At 70.3% G+C, this 2,645-nt stretch carries 2 protein-coding genes; both read left to right on the top strand.

Features of this window, described 5'->3' with window-relative positions:
- A partial coding sequence (locus ABZ260_RS49680) for a chaperone modulator CbpM (protein WP_355632582.1) occupies positions 1-444 on the top strand: 444 nt, incomplete at its 5' end.
- On the top strand, positions 435-2,645 hold a 2,211-nt coding region (locus ABZ260_RS49675; RefSeq protein WP_355632579.1), incomplete at its 3' end, for an AAA family ATPase. The genes ABZ260_RS49680 and ABZ260_RS49675, both read left to right, overlap by 10 nt.

The following is a 2,645-nucleotide window of genomic DNA, read 5'->3' as shown; positions in this document are numbered from 1 at the left end:
ATCAGGTCGACGCCCAGCTCGGTCGCCATCTGCGGGACGTACTTGTTGAACGAGTTCCAGAAGTCGGAGTCCGCGCGGGCCCCGGCCGGGGGCTCCGCCTCCCGCCCGCGGAGGGCGCCTGGCGGAGTGGAGCGGACCTACCAGCTCACCAGGCCCGAGCGTCTGGATCTGGAGACGTTCGCCAGGGCGACGGGGACCCACCCCGAGCTGGTGCGGCGTCTTGTCGCGCTGGGCCTGCTCGACGCCGGGACCGACTCCGCCGGGCACCTGTGGTTCCCGCCTCCCGAAGTGCTCACCATGGCACGGATCCGGCGGCTGCGGGCCGGGTTCTCGATCAACTATGCCGCGCTCGGCCTCGTACTGGATCTGCTGGACCGCATCGCCCAGCTGGAGGCCGCCCAGCGTGGGCGTTCCCGACTCACCGGAGGCTCGCCGTGGACATGAACCAGCTGACCCAGAAGTCGCAGGAGGCGCTGCACGACGCGCAGACCAAGGCCCTGCGCTTCGGGCACACCGAGGTGGACGGCGAGCACCTGCTGCTGGCGTTGCTGGACCAGCCGGAGGGGCTGATACCCCGCCTGCTCTCGTACGCGAACGTCGATACCGACAGGCTCAGGGGCGATCTGGAGGCGGAGCTGGGCCGCCGCCCCAAGGTGAGCGGTCCCGGCGCCGCGCCGGGCCAGGTCTATGTGACGCAGCGGCTCTCCCGCCTGCTGGACGCGGCCAAACGGGAGGCCGACCGGCTCAAGGACGATTACGTGTCGGTGGAGCACCTGCTCATCGCCCTGCTCGAGGAGGGCAGCTCGAGCTCCGCCGGGAGACTGCTGCACGATCAGGGGCTGACCAGGGACGGCTTCCTCAAGGCGCTCACCTCGATCCGCGGCAACCAGCGGGTGACCTCCGCGATGCCCGAGGTGGCGTACGAGGCGCTGGAGAAGTACGGGCGCGACCTGGTGGCCGACGCCCTGTCGGGCAAGCTCGACCCGGTCATCGGGCGCGACGCCGAGATCCGCCGGGTCGTCCAGATCCTGTCCCGCAAGACGAAGAACAACCCCGTCCTGGTCGGTGACCCCGGCGTCGGCAAGACCGCCATCGTGGAGGGACTCGCGCAGCGGATCAGCCACGGGGACGTGCCGGAGGGACTCAAGGGCAAGACGGTCTTCAGCCTCGACATGGGCTCGCTGGTGGCCGGGGCCAAGTACCGGGGCGAGTTCGAGGAGCGCCTCAAGGCCGTGCTCAACGAGGTCAAGGCCGCCGAGGGGCGGATCCTGCTCTTCGTCGACGAGATGCACACCGTGGTCGGCGCCGGAGCGGCCGAGGGCGCCATGGACGCGGGCAACATGCTCAAGCCCATGCTGGCCCGCGGCGAGCTGCACATGATCGGGGCGACGACCCTCAGCGAGTACCGCAAGCACATCGAGAAGGACGCCGCACTGGAGCGCCGGTTCCAGCCGGTGATGGTCGACGAGCCCTCGGTCGAGGACGCCGTCTCCATCCTGCGTGGCCTGCGCGAGCGCCTGGAGATCTTTCACGGGGTGAAGATCCAGGACAGCGCGCTGGTGGCCGCCGTCGTGCTGAGCCACCGCTACATCTCCGACCGTTTCCTGCCGGACAAGGCCATCGACCTGGTGGACGAGGCGTGCGCGATGCTCCGTACGGAGATCGACTCGATGCCCGCCGCGCTCGACGAGCTCACCCGCAGGGTGATGCGCCTGGAGATCGAGGAGGCCGCGCTCGCCAAGGAGGAGGACCTCGCGAGCGGGGTCCGCCTGGAGGAACTGCGCGCGGAGCTCGCCGACGTGCGCGCCGAGGCCGACGCCATGCGGGCGCAGTGGGAGGCCGAGCGGCACGCGCTACGCGCCGTCCAGAGCCTGCGCGAGGAGATCGAGCACGTACGCGCCGAAGCCGATCGGGCCGAGCGCGACTACGACCTCAACCGTGCCGCGGAGCTGCGGCACGGCAAGCTGCCCGAGCTGGAGCGGCGGCTGGAGGCGGAGGAGGAGCGTCTGCTCGCCAAGCAGGGGACGGCGCGTCTGCTGCGCGAGGTCGTCACCGACGACGAGATCTCGATGATCGTCTCCCGGTGGACGGGCATCCCGGTGAGCCGCCTGCAGGAGGGCGAGCGGGAGAAGCTGCTGCGGCTGGACCAGGTCCTGCACGAGCGGGTGATCGGCCAGGACGAGGCGGTGCGGTTGGTGGCCGACGCCGTCATCCGGGCCCGTTCCGGCATCAAGGACCCGCGCCGCCCGATCGGGTCGTTCATCTTCCTGGGGCCGACGGGCGTCGGCAAGACCGAGCTGGCCAAGGCGCTCGCGGAGGCGCTCTTCGACACCGAGGACAACATGATCCGCATCGACATGAGCGAGTACCAGGAGCGGCACACGGTCAGCCGCCTCGTCGGCGCGCCCCCCGGCTACGTGGGGTACGAGGAGGGCGGCCAGCTGACCGAGGCCGTGCGGCGCAAGCCGTACTCCGTGGTGCTCTTCGACGAGGTGGAGAAGGCGCACCCGGATGTCTTCAACACGCTGCTGCAGGTGCTGGACGACGGGCGGCTCACCGACGCGCAGGGCAGGACCGTCGACTTCCGCAACACGGTCCTGATCATGACCTCCAACATCGGCTCCGTCTACCTCCTCGACGGCGTC

It is taken from the genome of Streptosporangium sp. NPDC006013, from assembly GCF_040614275.1.
Lineage (GTDB): Bacteria > Actinomycetota > Actinomycetes > Streptosporangiales > Streptosporangiaceae > Streptosporangium.
This window is presented reverse-complemented; position numbering and strand designations above follow the sequence as displayed.